Source organism: Agromyces sp. H66, assembly GCF_004959775.1.
GTDB lineage: Bacteria > Actinomycetota > Actinomycetes > Actinomycetales > Microbacteriaceae > Agromyces.
Genome location: NZ_SJZG01000002.1, coordinates 447,245 through 472,090 on the forward strand (window position 1 = coordinate 447,245; position 24,846 = coordinate 472,090).

Sequence of the window (24,846 nt, forward strand, 5' to 3'; positions counted from 1 at the left end):
ACAGTCCATTCACATGAGTGGATCATGGGCCATTCCCGGCCTCGACCTGCACCTCGAGCTCGACCGCGGACGCAAGGCCGCCTCCCTCGAGCACGCGCTTCGGACCGCCGTGCGGGACCGACGGCTCGCCGCCGGGACCCGGCTGCCGTCGACGCGCACCCTTGCATCCGACCTCGGCATCGCACGCAACAGCGTCGCCGACGTGTACGCGCAGCTCACTGCCGAGGGCTGGTTCGAGGCGCGGGTCGGAGCGGGCACCTGGGTCAGCGAACACGCCGGCCTGGCGGCGCCCGCGCACCGGCCGGCCGCGCGCCCGACGTCGGGGCTCCTTGATCTGCGCGGCGGCATCCCCGACGCCTCCGGCTTCCCGCGGCGAGCGTGGGCGGCGGCGGCGCGGCGCGCCGCGCTCGACGCGACCGCCGCCGAACTCGGCTACGCCCCCGCCGTCGGTGCGCCGGCGCTGCGCGCGAGCCTCGCCGAGTACCTCGGGCGCACGCGCGGGGTCGTGGCGTCCGCCGACCACATCGTGGTGGGGCACGGGTTCGGCGAACTGCTCGGCCTGGCCTGCCGGGCGCTCGCGGCCGCCGGTGTCCGCCGCATCGCCGTCGAGGAGGTCGGGCACGAAGTGCACCGCGAGATCATCCGGGCGGCGGGGCTCACGCCCGTGCCGATCCCCGTCGACGACGACGGCGCCGATGTCGAGCACGTCGGCGACGACGTCGGGGCGATCCTCCTCACGGCCGCGCACCAGTTCCCGACGGGGGTGCCGCTCGCGTCCGCCCGACGCGTCGCGGCGGTGCGGTGGGCCGAACGGACCGGCGGGCTCATCATCGAAGACGACTACGACGGCGAGTTCCGCTACGATCGCCGCGCGATCGGCGCCCTGCAATCGCTCGCGCCCGACCGGGTGCTCTATGCGGGCACCGCATCGAAGAGCGTCGCGCCCGCCGTCGGAATCGCCTGGGCGGTCGTGCCCGACCCGCTCCTGCCCGCCGTCGTCGTCGAGCGTCGGCGGAGCGGCGCCGCGGTCGACGTGCTCAACCAGCTCGCCCTGCACGCGTTCATCGCGTCGCACGAGCTCGACCGCAACGTGCGCCGGCTCCGCGCCGAGTACCGGGCACGTCGGCTGGCCCTCGAGTCCCGCGTCGCCGACGAACTGCCCGGATGTCGCGTGACGGGCCTCAGCGCGGGCCTGCACTGCCTCCTCGAGCTTCCGCCCGGCACGAACGAGGAGCGGGTGAGCGAGGCGGCGGCCCGCCTCGGGCTCCGCTTCCACGGACTCCGCTCGTTCCGACTGGTCGGCGGCCAGTGGCGGCATCCGCCCGCGATGGTCGTCGGCTACGGCGCTCCCCCGGCGCATCGATTCGGCGAGGCGCTCGAGCTCGCGATCCGGGCGGTGCGCTCGGTCATCGAGTGCCGCGACGGCTGAGGGTTCACGGGGCGTCGCCGACGAGCTCCTCGAAGAAGGCACCGAGGTGGCCCGCGAGCATGACTGGCTCCTCGTGCGCCATGAAGTGGCCGCCCCTGGTCGCCGGATGCCACGCCCGCACGTCGGCGCACGACCGCTCCGCGATGCTCCTCGGCACGTCTCGGATCACGGGCTCCGCGCTCAGCGTGAAACCCGCGGGCACTCTGATGCGTGGACGGGGCGGATTCGCGGGATAGTCGAAGTACTGGCGGAATGACGTGCCGATCGAGCCCGTGACCCAGTAGAGGGTTGCCAGCGTGAGCAGTGTCTCGCGGTCGAATCGGCGGGCGAGCTCCCCGTCGGAATCGCTCCAATCGCGGAGCTTGTCGATGATCCACGCCAGGAGCCCTGCGGGCGAGTCGATGAGGGCCGCCGCGATGGTGTCGGGTCTCGTGCCCATGATGGCGCTGTAGCCCTGGTCGCCTTCGTCGAACGCGGCCTCCTCGTCGAGCAGTCGTCGCTCCGCGTCGCTCAACGGCTCGTCGAACACGGCCGGGAACGGTGGATGGATCAGGTACAACCCGAGCACAGCGTCGGGGAACTTGGCCGCGAGCCACGCCGCGACCGTGCCGCCGATGTCGCCGCCGAAGGCCGCGTACCGGTCGAAGCCGAGGTGTCCGGTCATGAGCGCGTGCATGAGGTCGGCCATCGCCTCACGCGTGAGCGGCCCGCGCGGCAGCCCCGAGAACGCGAACCCCGGCAGCGACGGCATGACGAGCTCGAAGCGGATGCCGCGCGCCTCCCCCTCGACCGCAAGCGCTTCGGCGAGCGGCAGCATCTCGAGGAAGCTGGACGGCCAGCCGTGCATGAGCAGGAGCAGCAGGGTGCGCCCGTGCGCGGGTCCGGCGTTCTGACGCACGAAGTGGAGCCGAGTGCCATCGACGTCGGCGATCCGATGGTCGAGGCGGTTCAAGCGGGCCTCGACAGCCCGCCAGTCGAACGCGCCGCCCCACTCGTCGACGAGGCCCGCGAGGTCGTCGGGGTCTACGCCGGCTCCCCACGACTCGGTGGTGCTCGGGGCCGTGAAGCGTGTGCGAGCGAGCCGGACGCGCAGGTCGGCCAGTTCCTCGTGGGGAACGGCGATGGTGAATCCGGATGTCGTCGGTGCATCACGCATCGTCGATGCTCCCCTCGTCGAGCGGCAGCCCGTCGAGGGCCGCGTACGCCCGCTCGACGGCGCTGACGAGGCCCTCGACTGGCACGGGCCAGTCGTCGTGCGCGGCGAGCGCCTCCGCCGCGCCCAGGCCCTCGTCGTGCGCGGCCGCGAATCGCTGGGCGATCGTGCGGAGGGCTGCGGCCTGCCGCGCGACGAAGTCCCGATCCAAGACCCGCCCGTGCCCGGGGATCACGCGGTCGCCCGGCCGCAGCTCGGCGACCAGCGCGTCGAGCACGCCGGGCCAGTCGAGCGGGAAGCTCCCCGAGCCGTACATGGGCGGGCCCGACTCCTCGACGAGGTCCCCCACGATCCAGACGCGACGGGCCGGAACGAAGACCACGAGGTCGGTGTCGGTGTGCGCGCGGGGCTGCGGTCGAAGCTCGACGACGAGTCCGCCGAGGTCGAGCCGCGTCATCCGGTCGACGGGATGCGTCGGGGGCGTGAGTCGCACGTCGTTCCAGCGTCGTTCGGGCTCGCGCGACGGGTCGGCTCGCCAGGCCGCGAGCCGCGGGCCCTCGTAGCGCTCGAAATGACGGGCGATACCCGCATGGCCGTAGATCGCTGCATCCGTCGCCGATCCCGGGCCGAACACCTGGTTGCCGAACGTGTGATCGAAGTGGGCGTGCGTGTTCACCACCCACCGCACGTCGCCGTCGAATCGCCACCCGATGTCGGCGTCGAGCTCCTCTGCCTCGGCGGGGTCGGCACCCGTGTCGACGACGAGGAGGCCCGCGACGCCCTCGACGACGACCGTCGACAGGTCGAACGCGCCGCCGCGCCGCTGGTGGATGCGGGGCGCGACCTCGGTCCAGGTGGCGGGGGCCATGGACCCGAGCTTAGCGATCAGCCGGCAGCGAAATCCCGGCACGTCAAAGCGGATCCAGAGGTTCCGCCCGTAGCGTGGTCTGCGTGACCCCGCTCGACGGCAACCCGGCGACCCGGCGCGGCGACGCGCCCCACCTGCTCACGGCGCGCGCACAGCGCACCCTCGAGGCGATCGACGGCCGCACACTCGACGAGATGCGCGCCCTCCGCGACGAGACCGAGCGCTTCATGCTGCGCTACAAGTTCGGCATGGACGAGGTCATCACGAAGCTGTCCATCCTCCGCGAGGAGTTCAGCCTGAATCACGACTACAACCCGATCGAGCACATCTCGAGTCGGCTCAAGAGCCTCGACAGCGTCATCGCGAAGATGCAGCGCAAGGGCATCGAGCCGACCTTCGACTCGATCCGCGAGACCATCACCGACATCGCGGGCGTGCGGGTGACGGTCAGCTTCGTCACCGACGCCTACCGCCTGGCCGAGCTGCTCACGGCCCAACGCGACATCCGGGTGCTGAAGACGAAGGACTACATCGCCGAGCCGAAGGAGAACGGCTACCAGAGCCTGCACCTCATCGTCGAGGTGCCGGTCTTCCTCTCGACCGGCGCGCACCCGGTGTCCGTCGAGGTGCAGATCCGCACGATCGCGATGGACTTCTGGGCGAGCCTCGAGCACAAGATCTACTACAAGTACGATCGGCGAGTGCCGGTGGAGCTGCTCGAGGAGTTGACGGATGCCGCGCACACGGCCGCCGAGCTCGACGCGCGCATGGAGCGGCTGCACCGTCAGCTGCACGGCGCCCCGGCGCACGAACGCGGGCGCGTCGCGATCTGACGCGCGGCGCGCAGGCGTCGGCTCAGCCGATCGCCGCGAACGCCCGGCGACCGACCTCGGTCACGCGCAGCGAGCGATCCCCCGGCACGCGCGCCACCCAGCCCTCGGCGATCAGGGTCTCGAGCAGGTGGGCGCCCAGGCGGCCGGCGATGTGCGGGCGGCGTTCGGTCCAGTCGAGGCATCCGCGCACCACCGGCCTGCGGCCGTCGGCCGCCTCGACCTCGCGCAGCCGGAGCCGCTCGGCGAGCGCGCCGTCGAGACGGCGGAGACGACCCGGCTCCCCCGGCTCGAGCGGCGCGATGGCATCCTCGGCGACGAGCGCGTCGGCCAGCCGCAGGGCGACGCGGCCCGCGAGGTGGTCGTAGCACGACCGTGCCTCGGCGAGCCGTTGCGCGGTGGCGGACTGCCGGTACGAGGTGACGGGTTGTTGCGGCGCGATCCGCTGCAGCGCCTCAACGGCGTCGGCCACCTCGGGTCGGGCGAGCGCGAAGTAGCGGTGCCGGCCGATGCGGCGATCGGTCACGAGCCCGCCCTCGACGAGCTGGGCGAGGTGGGCGCTCGCGGTCGGCGCCTTCACCCCGGCGACGGCCGCCAGCTCGCTCGCCGGCAGCGAGCGGCCGTCGAGGAGGGCGACGAGCATGGCGGCTCGGGCCGGCTCCCCCATCAGCCGGGCCGGTGTCGCGAGGTCGGCATCTCCGTGCATGGCTCCACGATAGGCCGAGCACGGTTCGTCGGGCATCGAATCGTCCCGCGCATACCGTCGAGGCATGACCGATGTGATCGAACGCCACGACGTCGAACGAATCCTCGCCGACCCCGCCTCGCTGGTTCCCGAAGCGGATGCCGCGGCGGCCCGCCCGGCCGACCGGTTCCGCGCCCGGGCCTCGCGGTTCGTGAACGGCGAGGTCCACGCCGCGCGCCGGCGGCGCCTCGAGGAGTTCCTCGCGACGCTCGACGTGGACGCCCTCGCGCACGCCGCCGCCACGCGCGCGAGCGCCCTCGCGCACGCGGGGGCCGACTCGGTCGCCGTGCAGGTGCCCGTCGCGTGCCTGGCCGAGCAGCTCGGCTTCGCCGGCCCCGACGCCACGCCCGCCCTCGTGGCCGTGCTCGCCGGCCACTATCCGACCGGCGGGCCGTCGGACCGCGCCGACGCGGCCCTCGTGCGGCTCCTCGCCGCGGCACCTCCGCCGGGCCGGCGCGAGCATCGCGACGACGCCGTGCTGCGGGTGCAGCTCCTCGTGCAGGCGTGCGCGGCGACCGCCGCACTCATCACGGCCGCGCTGCGGCATCCAGGCGCCGCGGACGACGCCGTTCCCACCCTGGAACTGCTCGAGCGCGTCCTGCGCGAGACGCCGCCCGTACCGACCACGCGACGCATCGGCCCCGACGGCGGCGAACTCGTGCTGCACCTCGGCGGACCCGATCGCGGCGCATCGCCGGCCGGACCGCGCATCCTCGCGTTCGGCGCGGGCGCCAGGTCGTGCCCGGCGCCGGCGCCGGCGCTCGCCATCGCGGCCGCCGTCGTGGACGGATTGCGCGCATGCTGACGCCGGCCGGGTTCCGTGCACTCCACCGGGCGGGCGACCCGCTCGTGCTCCCGAACGCGTGGGACCTCGCCTCGGCGAGGTGGCTGCGTGGCGCGGGCCACCCGGTCGTCGGCACCACGAGCCTCGGGGTGGCCTACGCCTCGGGCAAGCCCGACGGTGCGGGTGCGACCGCCGCCGAGACGTTCGATCTCGCGGCCCGGCTCACGGCGGCGGGGATCACGGTGACCGTCGACCTGGAGGCGGGCTTCTCCGACGAGGTCGGCCGCTACGCCGCACGGCTCGCGCGTCTCGGCGTCGTCGGGGTCAACGTCGAGGACTCCGATGCCGAGGGCCGGCTCGTCGACCCCGATGTCGCGGCGGCGAAGGTCCGGACGATCGCGACGGCCGCACCCGAGCTCTACCTGAACGCGCGCACCGATCCGTTCTGGATCGGCGGAGACGCGGATGCCCCACGCCGCACCCTGGAGGCGGTCGACCGCGCGCACCGGTACCTCGCGGCCGGCGCGACGGGCGTGTTCGTGCCCGGCGTGATCCCGCTCGACGTCGTCGCGCGGCTCGCTCGGGACATCCCGGCGCCGCTGAACGTGCTCGTGCAGCCCGGCACGGCCGTGCGCGACCTCGCGGCGGCGGGCGTCGCGCGCATCAGCACGGGCTCGCTGCTGTTCCGCGTCGCCCTCGGCGCGATGACGGCGGCGTTCGACGAGATCCGCGATGGCACCTTCGCACCGGATGCCGCGACGCCGAGCTATGCGGAGGTCGTGCGTGGAACCTGACACCGCGGCATCGGACGCGGCATCCGCTCAGTCGGGGTTGCGCGCCCGGCTGGGCTGCACGCGCATGGGCTCACCCGGCATCTTCGGGAAGTCGGGCGGGAAGGGCAGCTCACCGAGGCCGGCGTCGAGGTCGCGCTGCCACCATTCGAGCAGCGTGTCGAGCCGGCCCGGGCGGTCGTGCATGCCTGCCCACGGATCGCCGGACTCGCGCAGCCGCTCCGGCACGGTGCGGATCGTGTATCGCGCCGGGTCGGCGTCGTCGAGCTCGTCCCACGCGAGCGGGCACGACACCGGCGCGTGCGGCAGCGGCCGCGGGCTGTAGGCGCCCGCCATGGTGCGGTCGCGGTTGGCCTGGTTGTAGTCGATGAAGATGCGGTCGCCGCGCTCCTCCTTCCACCACGCGGTGGTGAGCTCGTCGGGCATGCGCCGCTCGAGCTCACGCGCGAGCGCGATCACCGCGTGCCGCACGTCGAGGAACTCGTGCTCGGGCTCGATGGGCGCGAACACGTGGATGCCCCGATTGCCCGAGGTCTTCACGTATCCGGTGAGCCCGACCTCGCCGAGCAGGTCGCGCAGGGCGTGCGCGGCCGGGATCGCGTGGGCGAATCCGGTGCCGGGCTGCGGGTCGAGGTCGACGCGGAGCTGGTCGGGGTTGTCGGTGTCGCCGGCCCGCGACGCCCAGGGGTGGAACACGACGGTGTTCATCTGCGCGGCCCACACCGCGCCGGCGGGCTCGTCGAGCACGAGCTGCGGATGCCTCCGGCCGCTCGGGTACGTGACAGTGACCGATCGCACCCACTCGGGCGCCCCCTTCGGCGGGTTCTTCGAGAAGAACTGCTCGCCGTCGACGCCCTCGGGGAATCGTTGCAGCGAGACGGGACGATCGCCGTTCGCGGCGATGAAGGCGTCGCCCACGGCCACGAGATACTCGGCGAGCTCGAGCTTCGTGATGCCGACCTCGGGCCAGATCACCCGCGTCGGCGAGGAGATCCGCACGTCGCGAACGCCGTGCGGACCCGGGATGGAGAGCGTTGTTGCGGCACCGGCCATGGTGCGACGCTACCCCCTCCCCCCGACGACGGCTCGACGGCCGCGCGGAGCGAGCGGCCGGCGTCCGACGCGCGGTGGCGTCACACGGTGGCGTAACGCCGCGCGGCGCGTGCGCGCGCCTTCGCCGCCTCGACCTCGCGGTCCTTCGGCGGGGCCGTGGTGACGAGGTCGTCGAGGAGGTGCTGGGTGACGTGCGCGACCTCGGCGACGGCGCGTTCGAACGCGGCCTGGTTCGCCTTCGACGGTTTCGTGGAGCCGCTCACCTTGCGCACGTACTGGAGGGCCGCCGCGTACACCTCGTCGCTCGTCGCCGCCGGTTCGAAGTTGTGGAGGGGGTGGATGTTCCTGCACATAGCACGAAGCCTAGCCCCGCACCCGTGAGGGTGTCTCGTTTCCCGGCACCAGTCGGAACGCGGGAAGGCCCCTGCGCCGGATCAACCACTCGACGACCACGAGGTTCGGCAGCCACGAGAGGAACGGCACCACGGCGTAGGCGTTCGCGAACGCCGCCTCGAGGTCGAAGGGCCCGCCGGGCAGCGCCTGCGCGCCGATGAGCGCGCCGAGCCAGAGCCGAAGGGTCACGGCGGCGTAGGTGAGCGCGAAGTTCCGCATCATCCACGCCCGGTGGTTCGCGACATCGCCTCGCCGGATCGCCCGGTACGCGGCCGATCCGGTCGCGAGCCAGAGCACGGCGAGCGATCCGAACCCGACGAGGCCCGAGAGCCCGGCCTCGCTGAACGGCGCGATCACGAGACCTGCGACCGCCGCGATCGCGACGGCGGCGAGGTACCCTCGGCCGATCCATCGGTGCACCGAGCGTTGCCGGTCGCGGAGCCCGCGCCAGAACTGGAACGGGCCGGCGACGAGCGCGATGCCGCCCGCCACGACGTGGGCGTAGAACGCGGCCTGCACGACCGCCGGTCGACCGTCGTACGTGCCGGCGACGCCGACGCCCGACTCCGAGAGCTCGGCGAGCGACGACGTGAGATACGGGACGACGGCGAAGGCGGCGATCGCGAGCGACGACAGCGCGACCAACGCCCAGCCCGATCGGGCGCCGACGCGGAGCGCGGGCGCGGACCCGCGACTGCGTGCGGCATCGTCGGACCGGAGCGGGCGGGAGGTTCCTGAGGTCATGCGCCTCACGCTAGGAGGGCTGCGACGCCCTCGGTATCGGGTGAACCCCCGGAACCGACGGCGGGTCGACACGCGCCGTCCGGCGCCGCAGTTGCCCGACGGCGACGCCGCCGACCAGGAGTCCCGCCCCGGCGAGCTCGAGCACGTTCGGCACCTCCCCGAGCAGCAGGGCCGCGGCGGTCAGGCCGACCACCGGCACGAGCAGCGCGAACGGTGAGACCATGGCCGCCGGGTACCGCCCGAGGAGCATGTTCCAGATCGTGTAGCCGACGAGCGAGGCGAAGCCGGCCGTGTACGCGACGCTCACGACCGTCTCCCAGCCGATGCTCGCGAACGCGTCGCCGACCGCCGCCGGCCCGTCGAGCGCGAGGCTCAGGGCGAGCATCGGCACGGGAACGACGAGTGCCGACCAGACGACGATGCCGAACCCGTTCGCGCCGCGCGCCGATCGCGCGACGACGTTGCCGATGCCCCAGCTCAGTCCGGCGGCGACGCACACGAGCATCGGCACGATCGCGCCGAGCCCGGTATCCGCCTCGACCCGCCCGAGGGCGACCACCCCGAGCCCGGCGACGCCGAGGAGGGCGCCGATGAGCTGCATCCGCGTCGGGCGCTCGCGCAGGGCGACGGCCGCGATCGCGAGCGTGAAGATCATCTGGCTCTGCAGCACCACGGCCGCGAGCCCCGCGGGCAGTCCGAGGTGCATGGCCGTGAAGAGCAGTCCGAACTGGCCGGCGCTCATGAACAGCCCGATGCCGACGATGACGCGCCACGGGGCATCCGGCTTCGGGATGAAGAAGACGAGGGGCAGTGCCACGAGCGCGAACCGGAGCGCCACGAGGACGAGCGGGATCGTGTCGCGGAGGCCCACCTCGATGGCGACGAAGTTCGTGCCCCAGATGAGGGCGACGAGGAGGCCGAGCAGGAGATGTCTGGGGGTCACGCCTCCCAGCGTCGCAGCCGCCTCGATTCAGCACTAGTTCCGAATTGTTCGCATGACGATGTACGGTTGCTTCATGATCGACCTGCAGGGACTGCGTGCCCTCGTCGCCGTCGACCGCGCCGGTTCGGTCGTGGCCGCGGCCGAGCAGCTGGGCTACACGCCGTCGGCGGTCTCGCAGCAGGTGAAGAAGCTCGAACGCGACCTCGACGCCGCGCTCCTCGAGCGTCGCGGCCGCGGCGTGCTCCTCACGCAGCGCGGGCGCGCACTCGCGGTCGAGGGCCGCGAGCTGCTCGACGGCCTCGAACGACTCGAGTCCCTCGGCGCGGGCACGTCGAGGGCCAGCGCGCCGCTGCGCATCGCCTCGTTCTCGACCGCGACCCGCGGGCTCATCGGCCCCGTGCTCAGGCGGCTGCACGACGAGGATCTTGCGGTGTCCGCGACGGTCACGGGCGTCGATCCCATCGACGGCATGGAGATGGTCGCGACCGGCGTCGCCGACCTCGCGGTCGTGCACAACTGGAACTCCGTGCCGCTCGTCACCCCTGCGCACGTGGCCACCGAGCACGTGTGCCGCGACGAGGCCGACATCGTGCTGTCGACGCGGCATCCGCTCGCCGCACTCGACGAGATCGACCGCGCCGACCTCGTCGACGAGCGGTGGGCGAGCACCCCGCGCGGGGCCATCTGCCACGAGGCGCTCATGCGCATCTTCGCCGACCTCGGCACGGTGCCCCGCGTGGTCGCCGAGGATCCCGACTTCGGGTCGCTCATCGAGCTCGCGCGGCAGGACGTCGCGATCGCGCTGGTGCCGCGGCTCGGTCGTTCGGACCTGCCCGACGGCGTCGTCGCGCGTCCGCTCGCCGACCACAGCCAGGTCCGCGACATCAGCGTCGCGTACCGCCGCTCGATGGCCGAGAGCACCGGCATCCGCACCGCCGTGCGGCTGCTGCTCGAGGCAGGCGCCCGCATCGCGCCGACCACCGCCTGACCCCGGCCGCGCAGTCGGGCGCGTCCCCGCTCACATCGACGAGCGATGCGGATCCGGAAGCGGCTGCAGCCGGAACAGGCGCACCTCCCGGCCCGAGTCGCGCTCGTAGGCACGGTATCCCGGCCACTGCGCCTCGATGCGCGCCCAGGCCTCCTCGCGGCCGTCCGCGCCGATGCGGGTCGCACGCACCGGCATCCGCCGGCCGCGCACGGTGATCGCGGCGTCGGGATGCGCGAGCAGGTTGTAGGTCCAGGCGGGATGCCGCTCCTGCGCGAACGAGGTGCCCGCGACGATCGCGCGACCGCGTCCGTCGGGGGTGTACATGAGATAGGTGTCGCGCTCCAGTCCCGTGCGCGCTCCGGTGGAATGGAGCACGAGCGAGGGCACGAGCAACCCGCTGAGCTGCACGCGACCGTCCGTCGCCCACGCCAGCACGCGTTCGACGGGCGGCAGCAGGACGGGTCCCGCGGCCCGGAACAGCCGGGTGCGGGTGAGCGGGGCGATGACGGATCGGACGACCTGCAGCACGGTGGCCATCCGCCCATTCTGGCGGGCCGGATGCCACCGCGGGAAGTGCCGGCGTCCCGCCGCACCTGCTAGGGTCGAACCTCGCATCAGTGGAGCAGGCCGCCGGCTCGCGGCTTCTGCGAATGGAGGGCCCCATGCACGCATCTATCCGGCAGCGGACCGCCTGACGGCAGGTCCCGACCGCAGCATTCGACCCCGCTCGTCCGACCGAGCGAACGCCGCAGCACGGCTGCGGATCACCGCGCCCGGAACCTGTCGTCGCATTCCCCCTCACCGGGCAGTGCCGGCATCCGCTCACTCGCGCCTCCAGTGCGCTCCCGCGCCCCGCCCGCACGCCCGGTGTCAGCCACGACACTCGGAGCAGCGCATGCACACCCCATCACCCGCACCGCGACCGGCGCGACGGCACCGGTTCGCCACGAGCGGCCGTCACGAGCACGGCCAGAACTTCCTCATCGATCGGCGCATCACGCACCGGATCGCCGACCTCGTCGACGCGTGGCCGAGACATCCGCTCGTCGAATTCGGCCCCGGCGACGGCGCCATCACCGACGTCCTCGCCGAGCGATCGCCGGTCACGGTCGTCGAGGTCGATCGCAGATACGTGGAACGGCTGCGCCGGCGCCACGGGCGACAGGTCACGGTCGTGCACGGCGACATGCTGTCGTATCGGATGCCGCGGCCGTCGAACCTCGTCTCGAACGTGCCCTTCCACCTGACCACGCCGTTGCTGCGGCGGCTGCTCGCCGACCACGCGTGGCAGCACGCGCTGCTCGTGCTGCAGTGGGAGGTCGCACGGAAGCGAGCGGGCGTCGGCGGTGCGACGCTGATGACGGCCGAATGGTGGCCGTGGTACGACTTCTCGCTCGTGGATCGCGTGCCGGCGCGCGCCTTCGCGCCCGTGCCGGCGGTCGATGCCGGCATCCTCGTCATCGCCCGGCGCGCGACGCCGCTCGTGCCCGCTCGCGAGCGGGACGCGTACCGCGCACTGGTGCGCCGCGTCTTCGCGGCGCCGGGGCGGGGTGCCGTGTCCATGGCCGCGCACGTGGTCGGCCGGTCACGGGCTCGCGCCTGGTCCGCAGCGGCGGCGGTCGGCCCGACGTCGCTCACCCGCACCGTGACCGCGGAGCAGTGGGCGGCCCTGCATCGCCTCGCCCGCGACGGGAGATGAGGGCGCTACTCCGCCCGATCCGGAACGTCAATCCCCTGCGGCCCGCGGTCGCGCCGCCGTACCGTGGGCGAAGGCCGCCGCGACCGCGGCACGGCCCTGACGATCGGAGGATCCATGTCCGACGCACTGCGCCCGGGAGACCCGTTCGACGGCGAGTACACCGACTCCGAGCTGCCGCTGAGCGCCGAACTGCCCAAGGAGGAGTCCGAGGCGGTCGAGGAGATCCTCGACGAGAACGACCTCGACGACGATGACGTCGAGGTCGTGGAGATCGTGGAGGAGGACCGGAACTACCCGCCCCGCGGGGACACCGCGCTCTGATCCGCGAGCGGACGCGCGGCCACGCGGTCGCGCGTCCGTGTCGCGTCAGCCGCCGGGCGGCGCACCCGCCTGTTCCTCGGCGACGGCTTCGCGCGCCGCCGCGAGTTCGGCTGCGGCATCCGTCGCCCGTCGTTCCGCCCGGCGCATGCGCCGGATCGCCGGCGTGGGCGCCCCGAACCGGGCGCCGACCCGGTCTCGTTCCTCATCGACGCCCGTGATGACGTAGGCGCCCGCGATGAGGATCACCTGGCTCGAGAGGTTGAACCAGATCAGCAGGGCGATGAGCGACCCGAACGACGCGAGCAGCGGATTCCTCGACGCGCCCCCGACGAAGAGGCTCGAGAGCACCTGCAGCACCGCGAGCCCGACGCCGCCGAGGACCGCTCCCGTCCACAGCGAGCGGGCGCTCGGGCGCAGGCCCGACAACACGAGGAACATGCCGGCGATGACGACCGTGTCGATGGCGAAGATCACGAGGACCGAGACCGCGCGCGTCGCGATGTCGTAGGCCGGATGGCGGGTCGCGATGCCGAGCCACTCGAAGAGCGCCTCGAGCGCGGTCGTGCTGAAGAAGGTCACGGCCGCCGCCACGGCGAGCGAGGCGCCGAACCCGATGGCGAGGGCGAGGTCCCGCAGCAGCACCCACAGGAAGAACGTGCGCTCGTCGGACTGGTCGCCGAGCTCGCGGAACGCCTTGCGAAGCGACCCGATGGCGCCGATGGCCGCGCCGACGAGTCCGACGAGTCCGACGATGCCGGCGAGGCTGAGCGTGATCGGCTGGATGAGGTCGTCGGTGTCGATGACGCCGCCCTCGCCGACGAGGCCGGGGATCGCGGTTCCGATCGTCGCGACGAGTGCCTCCATGGCATCGGGATTGCCCGAGAGCCAGATGCCGCCGATGGCGAACCCGAGGAACATGCCGGCGAACACGGAGAACAGGGCGCGGTAGGTCACGCTGTCGGCGAGCATCGGGCCGTGGTGCTCCATGTAGAGCAGCACGGCGCGCACGGGCTTCCTCGCCATCGCCCACGCCGTCACGCGCCTGGCCCGGGCCACGATGCCCGAGAACGGCCCGCCCTGCCGCGATCGCGTCTGTTCCGCCATGCGTTGCAGGCTACCGAGCGTCGGAGGTCGGCGCAGGCGCTTGACACGGAGACACCGGCCACCGGACGGCGTTCCGCCCGGGGACGGCCGAGGCGGGGGCGGCCGACGCCGCCCCCGCCTCAACGGGTCGCAGGTGCGATCAGTACCAGCCCTGCGAGTTGAAGGTGTCCCACGCGCCGCACGGCGTGCCGTAGCGGTCGGCGATGTAGCCCAGGCCCCAGGTGATCTGGGTGGCCGCGCTGGTCTCCCAGTCGGCGCCGGCCGTGGCCATCTTGCTGCCGGGCAGGGCCTGCGGGATGCCGTAGGCGCCGCTCGACGGGTTGGACGCGTAGACGTTCCAGCCGGACTCGTGGTTCCAGAGCTCGACGAGGCATCCGAACTGGTCGTCGCCCCAGCCGCGCTGGGCGAGCATGTCGCGCGCGATCGCCTGCGCCTCGGTCGGGTTGGCGGGCGCACTCGGGCGGGAGAAGGCCGACGAGGCCGTCTCCTCGGCCGCGGCGGCCTCCGCGGCGGCCTTGGCGGCAGCGGCCTCCGCGGCCGCCTTGGCGGCGGCCTCGGCGGCGAGACGATCGGCTTCGGCGACGGCGGCGCGCACCGTGTGGACGTGGTATGTCGTGGCGTCCACGAGCTCGAACACGCGTTCGGGGGCGAGCAGCCGGTAGTCGGAGAGTGCCGCGACCGAGGTGGCGAGCTGCGCGGCGTCCGCCTTGCCCTGTGCGGCGGCGATGGTGTCGTTCGCACCGCTCAGGGTGTCCTCGGCCTGCTTGGCCGCTCGGGCGGTGAGGATGCCGCCGTGCGATTCGAGCTGGTCGACGTTGAGGTCGGTCGCCTCGGTGAGCGCGACCGTCTCGGCGACGCGGTCGTTCTGCGCGGCGACGGCGCCCTGCACGACGAAGCCGGTGCCGACCATGGCGCCGATGGCGGTGACGGCGCCCGCTGCGAGGAGTGCTCCGCGGCGTCGAGCCGTGGGCCTGCGCCGAACGCGGCGTGCGGTCTCGGGCTTCACTGCGGTGATGGAGTTGTTCGGGTTGGAGGATTCAGACTGGTTCTGCATGACCTTCACGGGGGCGAACCGGCGAACTCGTGCTCGTGCTCGTGCTCGACGATCCTGGACTCGGCGTTCCTCGGACGCGGGGGCGCCCGGGCGAAGTCGCCAGTCTGCCGAGAGGTTCTGTACGAGTCCTCACATGTTCCTGTGAATATCATCTAAAACGGCATGGATCCTCAGGTTCCCTGTCGTCGATCCGGGCGGAAATCGGGATAGCCGGGCCACTCCGCCGGGCCGTGGGAACGCACGAACGCCTGATGCACGCGCTCGCACGCACCGCGGAGCGTCGTGCCCCACCCGAGGAGCCGACCGGCGAACTCTGCGCGGTAGCGCACCTCGCCGTCGACGCGCACGATCGTGACCGCGCCGTACTCGCGACCCACGCTGTCGACGAGGCGCCAGCACCCCGGTTCGGGCTCCGTCGCGGCGAGGATGGGATGCCAGGTGGTGGCCAGTGCTGCTCCTTCCGAAGCGCCCCGGCCGACGCGATTCCATCGTACGTCCGCCGGCCGACCGCTGCCTCACAGCGAAGTCACAGCTCGCGGCGCCGTCGGGCGGAACAGCCGGCGGCTCTCGGCGGTTCTCTCTGGTGGCGCGCGGATCCGCGGTCCCGCGGGCCGCGCGTCGAGGCGCCGCAGCCAGCGGCGCCCACGAAGGAGGAACGAAGTGTCACAGGACTACCGCAAGACTCCGGAGGCGGTCGCCCGTCTCACCCGTACGCAGTACCAGGTCACCCAGGAGGACGGGACCGAGCCGGCCTTCCGCAACGAGTACTGGAACCACCACGAGCCCGGCATCTACGTCGACGTCGTCTCGGGACAGCCGTTGTTCGCCTCGATCGACAAGTACGACAGCCGGTCGGGCTGGCCCAGCTTCACCAAGCCGATCGAGCCCGGCGCGGTCACCGAGCGCGTCGACCGATCACTGTTCATGAAGCGCGTCGAGGTGCGCTCCACGAGCGCCGACAGCCACCTCGGGCATGTCTTCGACGACGGACCGGTCGAGGCCGGCGGCCTGCGGTACTGCATGAACTCCGCCGCGCTGCGGTTCGTGCCCGTCGCCGACCTCGAGGGGCAGGGCTACGGCGAGTACCGCTCGCTGTTCACCGAGACGATGACGGATGCCGCGGCATCCGAGAAGGAGGATGCATCATGACGAACCCCGGCGAGATCACCAGGATCCCCGGCACCGAGACCGCCGTGCTCGCGGGCGGCTGCTTCTGGGGCATGGAGGACCTGATCCGCAAGCGCCCCGGCGTGCTCGACACCCGCGTGGGCTACACGGGCGGCGACGTGCCGAACGCGACGTACCGCAACCACGGCACGCACGCCGAGGCCATCGAGATCGTGTTCGACCCCGCCAAGGAGTCGTTCCGCGAGCTGCTGGAGTTCTTCTTCCAGATCCACGACCCGTCGACGAGGAACCGGCAGGGCAACGACATCGGCCTGAGCTACCGGTCGGCGATCTTCCCGACCACGCCCGAGCAGGAGATCACGGCGTACGAGACCATCGCCGACGTCGATGCCTCCGGACTGTGGCCGGGGCCCGCCACGACCGAGGTCTCGCCCGCCGGCCCGTTCTGGGAGGCCGAGCCCGAGCACCAGGACTACCTGGAGCGCTACCCGAACGGCTACACGTGCCACTACGTGCGTCCGGGTTGGAAGCTGCCGAAGCGCGACGCGGAGCCCGCCGCGTAGCGCCCATCGGCGGAACCCGGCGGCCCCGGCGAACTCAGGTTCGCCGGGGCCGTCGGCATGCACCGGCTCGGCGCGGGTCAGCGGACGACGTCGCCGCGTACCGCCCAGGCCCGCGCGACGAGTGCGATGGAACCGTCGGGCTGTGCGGGCACGATGTCCCGGAGATGATCCCGCAGGCGTTCCCTCGCCGACTCGCCGAGCGATGCCACGTACGACGGCGCCGGTCCCTGCCCACCCAGGAACGGGGTCCAGTAGTCGTCGAAATCCGAGAACACCGTGGGGATCTCGATGCCCGTGGACTCGATGTCGAGCAGACCGGCGCTCGCGAAGCGCCAGGTCAGGGCCTCGGGCGTGCAGTCGGCGAAGCGCGTGCCCTCGTCGAGCGTCGCCGCGTCGGGATCGAGGTCGGCCGCGGCATCCCAGAACCTGCGCATGAACTCCATGCGATCGGCGTAGTCCCAGACGTACGCGGCGACCGCGCCGCCATCGGCCGCGACGCGGGTCATCTCCGCGAGCGCGTCATCGAGATCGGGGACGAAGTTGAGCACGAGACCCGAGACCACGGCATCCATCGACGCGTCGCCGATCGGGAGCGCCGACGCGGAGGCGCGGTGGAACGTGACCCGGCTCCCGAGCTGGGCCACGGCGGTCTCGAGGAATCCCTCCGACGGCTCGACCCCGTCGACGCTCGCGGGTGCGCAGTGCTCCAGGATCGCGGCCGACAGCACACCCGTGCCGCAGCCCACGTCGAGCCAGCGCCGGCCCGGCGGCACGCGCAGCCACTCGAGGAACCGAGGTGCGACCACACGGCTCCAGCGACCGACGTACCGCTCGTAGTGGCGGCCGTGCTCCCACATGTCGGTCACGCTTCCGTGAGCCATCCTCACACCGTACCTCCGATCGAGCGGGGAGAATGAGGATGACGGACGACCGACCGCCCCAGACCATCCGGAGGATCCACATGCCCGACGCCACCCACACCGTCATCGCCGCCGACCTCGCCGCGTTGCTCGACGTGCTGCCGATCGAGCCGGGGGCGGTGCGCTCGACGCGCATCCACAAGGGGCCGGGCGCGAGCGTGGTGCGTCTCTCCATGGACGCTGGCACGGTGATGAAGGAGCACATCGCACAATCGCCCCTGCTCGTGACGGTGCTCGACGGCGACGTGGCCCTCGAGGTCGGCGGCGAGCACATCGAGCTGCGGTCGGGCGGCGTCATCCACATCGACGCGCGAGTGCCGCACGCCGTCGAGGCGATCGCGCCGTCGCACCTGCTGCTCACGCTCGGCGAGCGGACGTCGACGGCACCGGATGCCGCCGGCTGACGCCGCCCCCGGCTCCGGCGACGGACTCCCGCTGGCGACCGGCACGCTCCGTGGCTAGGGTGGCGGTATCGCTCGCATCGACGCGACCGAGATGTTGGAGGACCTCGTGGCCGAACGACCGCACGATATGACCGACCTCTACCTGGCGCCCGTCGTCCTCGGGGTCGAGGGGCGCCTGGAGGAACTGGGGGCGCTGTCCTCCGACGACCTCGGCTTCCAGGTCATCCTCGAGACCAATATCGAGCCGCGAGACACCGCCGAACGGCGCAAGGCGCTCATCGAGACCATCCGGCGCCGGGTGGAGCTCCATGGCTGGGAGGTGTCCCTCCATGAGCGCGGGGTCGCCGTGTCGCACGACGACCACACCATCGTCCTCGGGCTTCCCGACAACGTGCGGGAGTACCTCCGAGACTGAACCCCGACCCGGAGGCCCGGGGCGTGCCGGTCCACCCGGCTAGTCTGCTGTCATGATCCGGTCGTTGCTCCGGGCCCCCGTCGGCCCGGCCGAGGTGGTCGCCGACGTGCTGCGACTCGTCGCCGTGCTGAGCGTGATCGTCGGCGGCATCGGGTGGGGCCTGCTCTCGGGGCTGAGCTTCGTCTCGGCGTTCGTCGTGATGCTCGTGCCCCGGATGCTCCGCCTGCGGCCGGCGTTCGACATCGCGTTCGGCGCGTTGATCCTCGCCTCCACGTGGTCGAGCGTGCTGAACATCTACATCACCACCCTCTGGTGGGACATCCCGATGCACTTCGCCACCAACGGGCTGAGCGCTGCGCTCGTCTACATCGTGCTCGTGCGCAGTCGCGTGCTCGGCGATCCGTTGACGCTCCCCCACCCGACGCTCTCGGCCGCCGTCGTGACCACCGCCATCGGGTTCACGATCGGCGTGTTCTGGGAGCTGTTCGAATGGTTCGGCCACAACTTCATCGACCACGAGATCCTCGTGGGCTACGACGACTCCCTCGGTGACCTGCTGTGGGGCGGTCTGGGGTCGCTCCTCGCGGGCTTCGGGATGACCTACTTCATGGCCGAGCCGGGCGAGCGGGCCGGGCACCGGGTCGCCGCGGGCACCGCCGACTGAGACGGTCCCCGCCGAGATCTCAGGCGAGGATCGTCAACGGGTGCTCGATGCGCGCGACGAAGGCGGAGAGCCAGCGCGCGGCGAGTGCACCGTCGAGCACGCGATGGTCGGCCGAGAGGGTGACGGTCATGATCGTGCCCACCTCGAGGGCACCGTCGACCACGACCGGCGCCTGACGGGCGGCGCCGACGGCGAGGATCCCGGCCTGTGGCGGGTTGATGATCGCGCTGAACTCCTGGGTGCCGAACATGCCGAGGTTCGAGACCGAGAAACTGCCGCCCTCGATCTCGTGCTGGCGGAGGCCACCCGACCGGGCGCGCTCGGCGAGATCGGCGAGCTGCCGGCCGAGCGCCGAGACGCTGAGTCCCTCCACCCCGCGCACCACCGGCGTGACCAGGCCGTCGTCCAGTGCCACGGCGATCGCGACGTCGACCGTACGGTGCTGCAGCACGCCCTCGTCGGACCAGGTGCGGTTCGCCTCGGGCACGTCCTGGAGGGCACCCGCGACCGCCTTCACCACGAGGTCGTTGACCGACACCTTGACCGAGCCCGTGGCGTTGAGCTCGCGGCGCAGTTCGAGGAGTCGGTCGACCCGGCAGTCCGCCGTGAGGTAGAAGTGCGGGACCCGAGCCTTCGAGTCGGTGAGGCGACGAGCGATGGTGCGGCGCATGCGGGTGTGCGGGATGAGCTCGGGTTCCGCGCCGGCGGGCCCGGCGGGTTCGGCGGGCTCGGCGGGCGACACGCGCGGAGTCGCCGGCACGGCCGGAGTCGCCGGCGCCGCGGTTTCGGGGATGCCCGCGGCGATCAGCTCCTCGAGGTCGCGGCGCACGATCCGGCCGTTCGGCCCCGAGCCCTCGACGTCATCGAGGCTGAGCCCGCGTTCCCGGGCCATCCGGCGCACCAGTGGGCTGATGAAGCGTCGCTCCTGGGAGCCGGATGCCTCGGCGCGGGTCTCCTGCGGCTTCGGTGCGGCCGCGGCATCCCGTGCCATCGGAGCAGATGCCGCCGCGGAATCCCCGCCCTCGTCGGAGACCGGCGCCATGCGACCCTCGGGAGCGGCTTCGCCGGGCTCGCCGAGCACGGCGATCGGCGTGCCGACGTCGACGGCGTCGCCCTCGGCGACGAGGAGCTGCAACACGGTGCCGGCGGTCTCCGCCGCGTACTCGACGACGGCCTTGTCGGTCTCGATCTCGGCGAAGGGCTGCCCCACCGTCACGGTGTCGCCGACGGCGACCGACCACGACTGGATCGCGGCCTCTTCGGCGCCCGCGAGCACCTCGGGCATGCGGATGGTCGTCGCCATCAGGCACCTCCCGCGTTCCGGCGCACGGTCTCGAGCCCGGCGACGACCTCCTCCGTGCGGGCGATCGCCGCCCGCTCGAGCACCCGGGAGATCGACGGCGACGACTCCGAACCGGTGACCCGCTGCACCGGCTGGTCGAGCCAGTCGAACAGGCGCCGCTGGATCTCGTCGGCGAGCCAGCCGCCGTACGACGTGCCGCGCGCGCCCTGTTCGACGATGAGCACGGCGTTGGTCTTCTTGACGGATGCCTCGATGGTGTCCCAGTCGATCGATGCGCGGTCGAGCCAGCGCAGGTCGACGAGCTCCGCGTCGATGCCGGTCTGCTCGATCGCCTCGAGGCTGTGCCGCACCATCGAGAGGTAGCTGATGACGGTCACCTCGCGGCCCTCGCGGCGGATCGCGGCGGTGCCGGGCGGGATGACGTAGTCGAGGTCGCCCGCGATGACGGTGTCCTTCTCGCTGTAGAGATCGACGTGCTCGATCACGAGCACGGGATCCTCGAGGGCGAGCGCGGCGTTCATGAGTCCGACGTAGTCCTCGGCCGACGACGGCGCGACGATGCGCCATCCGGCGCTCGTGGCGAAGACGCCGGCCGGGTCCATGAGGTGCTGGGACCCGTAGCCCGAGCCCATCGCGACCTTCGTGCGCAGCACGAGCGGCACGGGGTTGTCGCCGCCGAACATGTGCCGGGCCTTGCCGATCTGGTTGAACACCTGGTCGGCGGCGACCCAGAGGAAGTCGGGATACATGAACTCGACCACGGGACGGAACCGACCGTCGAGCGCCATGCCGCCGCCGAGCCCGGCGAACGCGTTCTCGCTGATCGGCGTGCCGAGCACCCGCTCGGGGAAGGCGGTGGAGAGGCCCTTCGTGGCACCGTTGGTGCCGCCCTTCAGGCGGTGCACGTCCTCGCCGAGCACGATGATACGGGGGTCCTCCGCCATGCGGCGCTCCATGACGCCCGCGACCGCGTCGACGAACTTGACCTCGTCGCGTGCTCGGGTGTCGGTGAGCGGTTCGAGCGCACGGTGGCCCTCGAGCTCACCGAGGTCGCCGCGGATGCCGACGTCGACGAACTCGGGGTCGGGCCAGAGCTCGGGCCGGATGCGACGGCGGCCCTCCTTCTCGGGATCGGCCTCGATCAGTTCGGAGGTCGCCGCATCCATGGCGGCGACGGCCTGCGCGCGCACCGCCTCGACCTGATCATCGGTGACGAGCCCGAGCCGCGTCAGCTCGGTCGCCATGCGGACGACGGGGTCGCGCTCACGCCACTGCGCCTCCTCCTCCTTCGATCGGTATCCGAACGCGCTGCCGGGGTACGGACCGTTCTGGTGGAAGTACCGGTACACCTGCGCCTCGATCACGACCGGGCCGTCGCCCGCCCGCATCCGCTGCTCCGCCTCGACCATCGCGAGGTGTACCGCGAGCGGATCCATGCCGTCGACCCGGTACGCCGGGATGCCGAAGCCGAGGCCTCGGGCCGAGAGCCGCGACTCGGCGGTGACCTCCTCGACGTGCGTCGAGACGGCGTAGAGGTTGTTCTCGATGAAGAAGGCCACCGGGAGCTTCCACGCTGCGGCGAGGTTCATGCTCTCGAGCACGGAGCCGATGTTCGTGGCCCCGTCGCCGAAGTAGGTGACCGTGACATCCGTCGTGTCCGAGTGCTTCTGCGCCCACGCGTTGCCGGCCGCGAGCGGCACGCCGCCGCCCACGATGGCATTGGTGCCGAGCGCACCGGCCTCGAACCACTGCAGGTGCATCGAGCCGCCGCGGCCGCGACAGTAGCCCTGAGCGAGCCCGAGGATCTCGGCGAGCGTGCGCTGCAGCACGGTCTGCACGTCGGGCGTGACGAGCTGCTCGAGGTCGAGCCGGCCGCCGGAAACGTGCGTGATGGCCTTCGCGAGGAACTGGTGGTGGCCGCGGTGCGAGCCGTTGATGCCGTCGGTCGAGCGCAGGCCCACGATCGAGCCGACCGCGCCGCCCTCCTGCCCGATCGACGAGTGCGCGGGACCGTGCACGAGACCCTCGCCCGCGAGGTCGAGCACGCGCTCCTCGAACGAGCGGATCAGGTGCAGCTCGCCGAGCATGGTCGCGAGCAGCGCCGGATCGGCCGACTTCCAGTCGGCGGCGGTGGTCGTGATCTCGACCCACGGGGCCGCGGGTTCCAGACGTCGTCGTCTCGCCATGTCGATCCTTCGTCGGTGACTCCCGCCGCGCGCTCCCGCACGACGGTGTGATGTCGGCCAGCATACGACATGATTGCATCCAATTTCGCGATCACTTGACAAGTCGCCTGCCCGTTTCCGTGGACTGGACGTATGATTGCATCCAGTTCATCGCGATGAAGGGATACCTCATGGCCCTGCCCGGCCTTCGCGGCACCGATCACATCGGCTTCACCGTGCCCGACCTCGAGGAGGCGCACCGCTTCTTCGTCGACGTCATCGGCTGCGAGCACGTGTACACGCTCGGGCCATTCGAGCGCGAGGACGACTGGATGGCCGAGCACATGAACGTGCATCCGCGGTCGGTCATGCGGGAGCTGCGGTTCTATCGATGCGAGTTCGGAGCCAACTTCGAGATCTTCCAGTGGGAACCCGCCGACGGGCAGCGCGACCAGCCGCGCAACAGCGACCTCGGAGGGCACCACCTCGCGTTCTACGTCGAGGACCTCGACACCGCGGTGGCGTACCTGAGGGCGCGGGGCCTGCGGGTGCTGAGCGAGCCGACCGCGAGCCGCAATGCCAGCGAGGGGCAGCGGTGGGTGTACTTTCTCAGCCCATGGGGCATGCAACTGGAGCTGGTGAGCTACCCGAACGGCAAGGCGTACGAGGCGACCTCCTCGGTGCGACTCTGGGACCCCAGGGACCCCGCAGCATGAGCGCCGAACCCCAGGTCGCCCCCGTCCCGCGCGACGGCGCCGCCAGCCGCCGGATCGCGGAGGGCATCCGCGACGCCATACTGCACGGCGAGTACCACCCTGGCTCGCGACTCCGGCAGGAGGAGATCGCCGAACGGTTCGGCGCGAGCCGGGTGCCGGTGCGCGAGGCCCTGAAGGCACTCGAGTCGGAAGGACTGGTCACCCTCGTGGCGAACGCGGGCGCCTGGGTCTCCCGGCTCACGCTGGAGGAATGCGAGGAGGTGTACCAGGCGCGCGAGCGCCTCGAGCCGCTGCTGCTGCGCTACTCCGCGCCGCACCTGACGCCGGAGGACCTCCAGCAACTCGACGCCCTCGCGCGCCGCATGGCCGAGACCGACGACGTCGCGGAGTTCCTGCGCCTCGATCGCGAGTTCCACATGCTGAGCTACAGCCGGGCCGACACGCTCATGCTCGGCGACCTCGTGCGGCGGTTCTGGAACACGACGCAACCCTATCGACGAGCCTACACGCTGCTCATCGACGCGCACCGCACGCGCATCGTGCACGACGAGCACCACCTTCTCGTCACCGCCCTGCGCGAGGGCGACCTCGAGAGCGCCGAGCAGACCATCACGGGCCACATCCGCCGGACCCGACGGATGCTGGCGAAGCATCCCGAGATCTTCTCCGCGGGGTCCTGAGGCCGGCGCGCGACCACCACAGACCACGACCGCTCCGACGACGACCGGCTGACGACAGCCACAGGAGGCATCATGACCCGAATCGGATTCCTGGGACTCGGCAACATGGGCCGCGCCATGGCGGGGCGACTCGTGGCCGCCGGTCACGAGGTCGTCGTCTGGAACCGCTCGCCCGCGGCGGCCGACGAGCTCGTCGGCGCCGGAGCGGAGCTCGCCGCCGGTCCCGCCGAGGCGCTCGCCGCGCCGATCTCGTTCTCGATGCTCGCGAACGACGAGGCGGCGGAGTCGGTGCTCACCGCAGAGCACCTGCGCGGAGCTCCCGGCCGCATCCACGTGAACACGGCGTCGATCAGTGCGGCGGCGGCCGATCGGCTGCAAGCGGTGCACCGATCGGCAGGCGTGGGCTACGTCGCCGCACCGGTGCTGGGCCGGCCCGCCGTCGCCGAGGCGGGCAAGCTCAACATCATGGTCGCCGGGCCGGCGGACCTCGTCGACCGCGTGGAACCGCTGCTCGACGAACTGAGCGTCCGCGTCTGGCGGTTCGGCGACGTCCCGCGTCGCGCGAACGTCACCAAGGCCGCCATGAACTTCATGATCCTGCACGCCCTGGAGTCGATCGGCGAGGCTATCACCCTCGTCGAAGCCCACGACGTCGACGCATCCGACTTCGTCGAGCTCATGACGAACTCCCTCTTCGGCGGCGTCGTCTACAGCGGCTACGGTCCCATGATCGCCGAGCGCCGCTACCGCCCCGCGGGTTTCTCGATGGCGCTCGGCCTCAAGGACCTGGGCCTCGCGGAGGCCCTCGCCGAGGAGACGGGCATCTCCCTGCCCACGGCGCCGGTGATCCGCGACCGCTTCGAGCGGGCCCTCGCCGACGACGAGCTCCAGGAGTACGACTGGTCGGGCGTGGCGGAGGTCACCCGCCGCCAGGTGAAGCGCTCGCGTTGACCGAGGGGCCGGCGGTGGGACATCCGCTGCCCGGTGCC

The 24,846-nt window shown here is 72.1% G+C and carries 29 protein-coding genes; 15 read left to right on the forward strand and 14 right to left on the reverse strand.

The features are described from left to right. Nucleotides 1-13: 13 nt before the first annotated feature. On the forward strand, nucleotides 14-1,429 hold the full coding sequence (locus EZM51_RS05410) for a PLP-dependent aminotransferase family protein (RefSeq protein WP_136707208.1): 1,416 nt from the start codon (nucleotides 14-16) through the stop codon (nucleotides 1,427-1,429). A 4-nt stretch (nucleotides 1,430-1,433) separates the two neighbouring features. Here the strand turns inward: EZM51_RS05410 and EZM51_RS05415 are convergent, their stop codons facing one another. After that, nucleotides 1,434-2,585, reverse strand: a complete 1,152-nt coding sequence (locus tag EZM51_RS05415; protein WP_136707209.1) for an epoxide hydrolase family protein — start codon at nucleotides 2,583-2,585, stop codon at nucleotides 1,434-1,436. Then, on the reverse strand, nucleotides 2,578-3,450 hold the full coding sequence (locus EZM51_RS05420) for an MBL fold metallo-hydrolase (protein ID WP_136707210.1): 873 nt from the start codon (nucleotides 3,448-3,450) through the stop codon (nucleotides 2,578-2,580). Before EZM51_RS05420 ends, EZM51_RS05415 begins: the two co-directional genes overlap by 8 nt. Nucleotides 3,451-3,644: 194 nt before the next feature. On the opposite strand from EZM51_RS05420, the gene EZM51_RS05425 reads away from it, so the two are divergent. Beyond that, nucleotides 3,645-4,283 carry a GTP pyrophosphokinase family protein gene (locus EZM51_RS05425; protein WP_136707311.1) on the forward strand — a complete coding sequence of 213 codons (639 nt, stop codon included), beginning with the start codon at nucleotides 3,645-3,647 and terminating at the stop codon, nucleotides 4,281-4,283. A gap of 22 nt (nucleotides 4,284-4,305) precedes the next feature. Here EZM51_RS05425 and EZM51_RS05430 read toward each other — a convergent pair whose 3' ends face one another. Next, entirely contained in the window at nucleotides 4,306-4,986 is a 681-nt protein-coding gene (locus EZM51_RS05430) for a helix-turn-helix domain-containing protein (RefSeq protein WP_136707211.1), read from the reverse strand. 64 nt (nucleotides 4,987-5,050) lie between these two features. Here EZM51_RS05430 and EZM51_RS05435 point away from each other — a divergent pair, with 64 nt between their 5' ends. Together EZM51_RS05435 and EZM51_RS05440 are read left to right on the forward strand one after the other, a co-directional pair. Beyond that, entirely contained in the window at nucleotides 5,051-5,830 is a 780-nt protein-coding gene (locus EZM51_RS05435; RefSeq protein ID WP_136707212.1) for a hypothetical protein, read from the forward strand. Then, complete coding sequence (locus EZM51_RS05440; protein WP_136707213.1) at nucleotides 5,824-6,603, forward strand: isocitrate lyase/phosphoenolpyruvate mutase family protein; 780 nt, start codon at nucleotides 5,824-5,826, stop codon at nucleotides 6,601-6,603. The genes EZM51_RS05435 and EZM51_RS05440 overlap by 7 nt, the downstream gene beginning before the upstream one ends. Nucleotides 6,604-6,630: 27 nt before the next feature. Here the strand turns inward: EZM51_RS05440 and ligD are convergent, their stop codons facing one another. The 4 genes from ligD to EZM51_RS05460 form a co-directional block, all read right to left on the reverse strand. After that, on the reverse strand, nucleotides 6,631-7,653 hold the full coding sequence (gene ligD / locus EZM51_RS05445) for a non-homologous end-joining DNA ligase (RefSeq protein ID WP_136707214.1): 1,023 nt from the start codon (nucleotides 7,651-7,653) through the stop codon (nucleotides 6,631-6,633). An 80-nt stretch (nucleotides 7,654-7,733) separates the two neighbouring features. Next, nucleotides 7,734-8,006 (reverse strand): DUF2277 domain-containing protein, encoded by a 273-nt coding sequence (locus tag EZM51_RS05450; protein WP_136707215.1) that lies wholly within the window; start codon nucleotides 8,004-8,006, stop codon nucleotides 7,734-7,736. Nucleotides 8,007-8,016: 10 nt separating this feature from the next. After that, nucleotides 8,017-8,790 (reverse strand): DUF2306 domain-containing protein, encoded by a 774-nt coding sequence (locus tag EZM51_RS05455; protein WP_136707216.1) that lies wholly within the window; start codon nucleotides 8,788-8,790, stop codon nucleotides 8,017-8,019. Nucleotides 8,791-8,800: 10 nt separating this feature from the next. Beyond that, nucleotides 8,801-9,733, reverse strand: a complete 933-nt coding sequence (locus EZM51_RS05460) for an EamA family transporter (RefSeq protein WP_136707217.1) — start codon at nucleotides 9,731-9,733, stop codon at nucleotides 8,801-8,803. Nucleotides 9,734-9,806: 73 nt separating this feature from the next. On the opposite strand from EZM51_RS05460, the gene EZM51_RS05465 reads away from it, so the two are divergent. Then, nucleotides 9,807-10,721, forward strand: a complete 915-nt coding sequence (locus tag EZM51_RS05465) for a LysR family transcriptional regulator (protein ID WP_136707218.1) — start codon at nucleotides 9,807-9,809, stop codon at nucleotides 10,719-10,721. A gap of 30 nt (nucleotides 10,722-10,751) precedes the next feature. Here the strand turns inward: EZM51_RS05465 and EZM51_RS05470 are convergent, their stop codons facing one another. Beyond that, entirely contained in the window at nucleotides 10,752-11,258 is a 507-nt protein-coding gene (locus EZM51_RS05470; RefSeq protein ID WP_136707219.1) for a nitroreductase/quinone reductase family protein, read from the reverse strand. Between the two features lie 358 nt (nucleotides 11,259-11,616). On the opposite strand from EZM51_RS05470, the gene erm reads away from it, so the two are divergent. Together erm and EZM51_RS05480 are read left to right on the forward strand one after the other, a co-directional pair. Beyond that, nucleotides 11,617-12,420, forward strand: a complete 804-nt coding sequence (erm, locus tag EZM51_RS05475; RefSeq protein WP_136707220.1) for a 23S ribosomal RNA methyltransferase Erm — start codon at nucleotides 11,617-11,619, stop codon at nucleotides 12,418-12,420. A 114-nt stretch (nucleotides 12,421-12,534) separates the two neighbouring features. Further along, nucleotides 12,535-12,741, forward strand: a complete 207-nt coding sequence (locus tag EZM51_RS05480) for a hypothetical protein (protein ID WP_136707221.1) — start codon at nucleotides 12,535-12,537, stop codon at nucleotides 12,739-12,741. 45 nt (nucleotides 12,742-12,786) lie between these two features. On the opposite strand, the gene EZM51_RS05485 is transcribed toward EZM51_RS05480, so the two are convergent. The 3 genes from EZM51_RS05485 to EZM51_RS05495 all read right to left on the reverse strand — a co-directional run bounded on the left by EZM51_RS05485 (nucleotide 12,787) and on the right by EZM51_RS05495 (nucleotide 15,276). Further along, entirely contained in the window at nucleotides 12,787-13,845 is a 1,059-nt protein-coding gene (locus tag EZM51_RS05485; protein WP_136707222.1) for a YihY/virulence factor BrkB family protein, read from the reverse strand. Nucleotides 13,846-13,984: 139 nt separating this feature from the next. Then, nucleotides 13,985-14,899: a hypothetical protein gene (locus tag EZM51_RS05490; RefSeq protein WP_248305474.1), complete on the reverse strand. Its 915-nt coding sequence runs from the start codon at nucleotides 14,897-14,899 to the stop codon at nucleotides 13,985-13,987. Between the two features lie 170 nt (nucleotides 14,900-15,069). After that, nucleotides 15,070-15,276, reverse strand: coding sequence for a hypothetical protein (locus EZM51_RS05495; RefSeq protein WP_248305475.1), 207 nt, complete (start codon nucleotides 15,274-15,276; stop codon nucleotides 15,070-15,072). Between the two features lie 283 nt (nucleotides 15,277-15,559). Between EZM51_RS05495 and msrB the strand changes: the two genes are divergently transcribed. Then, nucleotides 15,560-16,048: a peptide-methionine (R)-S-oxide reductase MsrB gene (msrB, locus tag EZM51_RS05500; protein WP_136707224.1), complete on the forward strand. Its 489-nt coding sequence runs from the start codon at nucleotides 15,560-15,562 to the stop codon at nucleotides 16,046-16,048. Further along, entirely contained in the window at nucleotides 16,045-16,590 is a 546-nt protein-coding gene (gene msrA / locus EZM51_RS05505; RefSeq protein ID WP_211195818.1) for a peptide-methionine (S)-S-oxide reductase MsrA, read from the forward strand. The genes msrB and msrA overlap by 4 nt, the downstream gene beginning before the upstream one ends. A gap of 77 nt (nucleotides 16,591-16,667) precedes the next feature. On the opposite strand, the gene EZM51_RS05510 is transcribed toward msrA, so the two are convergent. Then, nucleotides 16,668-17,471, reverse strand: a complete 804-nt coding sequence (locus EZM51_RS05510; RefSeq protein ID WP_248305476.1) for a class I SAM-dependent methyltransferase — start codon at nucleotides 17,469-17,471, stop codon at nucleotides 16,668-16,670. Nucleotides 17,472-17,551: 80 nt separating this feature from the next. Between EZM51_RS05510 and EZM51_RS05515 the strand changes: the two genes are divergently transcribed. From EZM51_RS05515 to EZM51_RS05525, 3 genes are all read left to right on the forward strand, one after another. Continuing rightward, the gene (locus tag EZM51_RS05515) at nucleotides 17,552-17,914 is read left to right on the forward strand and encodes a cupin domain-containing protein (RefSeq protein ID WP_169053798.1); all 363 of its coding nucleotides are present in this window, start codon (nucleotides 17,552-17,554) and stop codon (nucleotides 17,912-17,914) included. A gap of 127 nt (nucleotides 17,915-18,041) precedes the next feature. Further along, nucleotides 18,042-18,329 carry a hypothetical protein gene (locus tag EZM51_RS05520; RefSeq protein WP_136707226.1) on the forward strand — a complete coding sequence of 96 codons (288 nt, stop codon included), beginning with the start codon at nucleotides 18,042-18,044 and terminating at the stop codon, nucleotides 18,327-18,329. 52 nt (nucleotides 18,330-18,381) lie between these two features. Next, nucleotides 18,382-18,993 carry a hypothetical protein gene (locus EZM51_RS05525; protein WP_136707227.1) on the forward strand — a complete coding sequence of 204 codons (612 nt, stop codon included), beginning with the start codon at nucleotides 18,382-18,384 and terminating at the stop codon, nucleotides 18,991-18,993. 19 nt (nucleotides 18,994-19,012) lie between these two features. Here the strand turns inward: EZM51_RS05525 and EZM51_RS05530 are convergent, their stop codons facing one another. Both EZM51_RS05530 and EZM51_RS05535 read right to left on the reverse strand, forming a co-directional pair. Then, nucleotides 19,013-20,296, reverse strand: a complete 1,284-nt coding sequence (locus EZM51_RS05530) for a dihydrolipoamide acetyltransferase family protein (protein WP_136707228.1) — start codon at nucleotides 20,294-20,296, stop codon at nucleotides 19,013-19,015. Continuing rightward, nucleotides 20,296-22,482: an alpha-ketoacid dehydrogenase subunit alpha/beta gene (locus tag EZM51_RS05535; RefSeq protein WP_136707229.1), complete on the reverse strand. Its 2,187-nt coding sequence runs from the start codon at nucleotides 22,480-22,482 to the stop codon at nucleotides 20,296-20,298. The genes EZM51_RS05530 and EZM51_RS05535 overlap by 1 nt, the downstream gene beginning before the upstream one ends. 119 nt (nucleotides 22,483-22,601) lie before the next feature. Between EZM51_RS05535 and EZM51_RS05540 the strand changes: the two genes are divergently transcribed. The 3 genes from EZM51_RS05540 (at nucleotide 22,602) to EZM51_RS05550 (ending at nucleotide 24,808) form a co-directional block, all read left to right on the forward strand. After that, the gene (locus tag EZM51_RS05540) at nucleotides 22,602-23,177 is read left to right on the forward strand and encodes a VOC family protein (protein WP_248305477.1); all 576 of its coding nucleotides are present in this window, start codon (nucleotides 22,602-22,604) and stop codon (nucleotides 23,175-23,177) included. Further along, entirely contained in the window at nucleotides 23,174-23,857 is a 684-nt protein-coding gene (locus EZM51_RS05545; RefSeq protein WP_136707230.1) for a GntR family transcriptional regulator, read from the forward strand. The genes EZM51_RS05540 and EZM51_RS05545 overlap by 4 nt, the downstream gene beginning before the upstream one ends. A gap of 72 nt (nucleotides 23,858-23,929) precedes the next feature. Then, complete coding sequence (locus EZM51_RS05550) at nucleotides 23,930-24,808, forward strand: NAD(P)-dependent oxidoreductase (RefSeq protein ID WP_136707231.1); 879 nt, start codon at nucleotides 23,930-23,932, stop codon at nucleotides 24,806-24,808. Nucleotides 24,809-24,846: the final 38 nt, after the last annotated feature.